A 2,121-nucleotide genomic window follows, 5' to 3' on the forward strand; every position below is an offset into this window, starting at 1 on the left:
CCTCCTGGCGTCCCGCTTCGTGGCCTTCCCCTCCACCCAGATTGAACGTCCTTCGCCCCATTTGACGGGCGGGGCCATAGACATCACCATCGCCGACGATAAGGGCCTCTGCCTCTTCATGGGCTCGTATTTCGACGAGACCACCAACAGGTCCGAGACGGTCTATTTTGAAAAGAAAGTGTCGTCGGGGGAGGCGATCTCGGGAAAGGCCCTCGAGGCGCTGGACAACCGCCGAATGCTTTTCAGGGTCATGACCAAGGTGGGATTCACCAACTTCCCCGACGAGTGGTGGCACTTCGACTACGGCAACCAGAACTGGGCCTTCATGAAGGGAGAAAAAGCTGCTTTCTACGGGGCCGGTGAACCCTGTTTCCGCTGGAGACGGTAAAACCTTGAATCAAAAAGGTCTGAAGGTGTAATCCCGGAAATTGCCGGGCGAAATCGCAAAGAATAGGATTACTCCTCGAAGGGAGTGCAATAAAAGGAGGGATCGGGGTTTCAGTAAAAGAAAAATCCGGTATCCCTCGCCATCCCACTCCTCGTTTTTGACAAGGCATCCTTGTCAAAAACAGGGTCGTGCGAGTACTATATCTCGCGGCCTGGGGAAACGGCCGGAACCATGATGGCCCTGGGTCAACCAGGGCTGAATAACGCCGGTGGCCCCCTGGCTCTTTTCTCCCTTGGACAATCCAGGGGAGGCGGAGCCATCCCTCAACCCCTCCCCAGGTTTTAAGCAAGAGGCATCCGCGAGGAGTGAGAACTTGTCTTACGATACACGCACGGACGTGATGGGGCGCGACCCCATCGGCAGTCTTCTTTTTCGTTTCTCCATGCCGGCCATAGTCGGCTTGCTCTCCAACGCCTTGTACAACATCGTCGACCGAATGTTCATCGGTCGAATAGTGGGTTCCCAGGGACTGGCGGCTGTCACCGTGGCCTTCCCCTATTTCGGACTTGCCATCACTGCCGGGATCCTGATAACGGTGGGCTCTTCATCCATCGTCTCCAGAAACCTGGGTCGCGGCGACAAGGACCGGGCAGAAGAGGTTCTGGCGAACGCCTTTTTGATGGCCCTCGCCGGAGGTTTTTTGCTCCTGCTGGCGGGGTTCTGCTGCGGAAACCCCATGCTTCGCCTCTTCGCCGCCAGCGACCTGGTTATAGGACCCGCCCTGGACTACTTGCAGATAGTAGCATTGGGAATGCCTTTCCTGATAATGACCTTTTCAATGAACGGACTGATGAGGGCCGAAGGCGCCCCTCGGTGGGCCATGGGCACCATGCTGGTAGGCACCCTGACCAATCTGTTTCTCGATTGGCTCTTCATAGCGATCCTGGGGTGGGGTGTCAAAGGAGCTGCCTGGGGAACCACCCTCGCCCAGGTCGTGGCCCTGGGCTGGGTTATAGCTTTCTACCGACGCCACAGTAGCCTCAAGATCCGGCGGGCCTTCCTGCTTCCGAGGAGGAGGGTCATACTGCCCGCTCTGGCCATAGGAATATCCCCGGGTTTGCTCGAGGTCTCCTTTGTGGCACTGCTGATAATCATAAACAGGATAATGGGACGCCTGGGGGGAGACCTGGCCATTTCGGCGGTGGGGATCTTTTTCAGCCTTGATTCCCTCTTTTATCTTCCCGCCCTTGGAATCGGCGAGGGAGTCCAGCCGTTGGTGGGATTCAACTACGGCGCGGGGGAAATTGACAGGGTGAGGGGAATCGTGAAGCTGGCCATTATCGCGGCCGCCGGGATCTTCACCCTTTTCTGGGTGATCGTCCAATTGTTCCCGGTCCTCCTGGTGAACCTTTTTTCCAGGGGAGACGCGGAACTGGGCGCCATAGCGGTAAGGGGGCTGCGGCTCGGGTACATGCTGCTGCCGTTGATGTCTTTATACATCGTTACAAGCTACACCTTCCAGGCACTGGGCAGGGCCAGGGCGACCTTTATCCTGCAGGTCCTGCGCCATATCGTCTTTTGTTTTCCCATGCTGCTGATCCTCCCCCATTTGTTGGGCACTGACGGGGTCTGGCTGGCCTTTCCCGCGATGGACTTGAGCGGTTTTCTCCTGGCCCTGTCGATGCTCAGGCTGGAGATGAGGAAATGGAAGATCCCGCAGGACGACGGAAAAA

2 protein-coding genes are annotated in these 2,121 nt (G+C 57.4%); both read left to right on the forward strand.

What is annotated here, in order from left to right; all coding sequences use genetic code 11:
• The coding region (locus tag GX108_06470; protein ID NLO56679.1) for a M15 family metallopeptidase at positions 1 to 388 on the forward strand (388 nt) is incomplete at its 5' end.
• A gap of 373 nt (positions 389 to 761) precedes the next feature.
• A partial coding sequence (locus GX108_06475; protein NLO56680.1) for an MATE family efflux transporter occupies positions 762 to 2,121 on the forward strand: 1,360 nt, incomplete at its 3' end.

The organism is Thermovirga sp. (assembly GCA_012523215.1).
GTDB lineage: Bacteria > Synergistota > Synergistia > Synergistales > Thermovirgaceae > 58-81.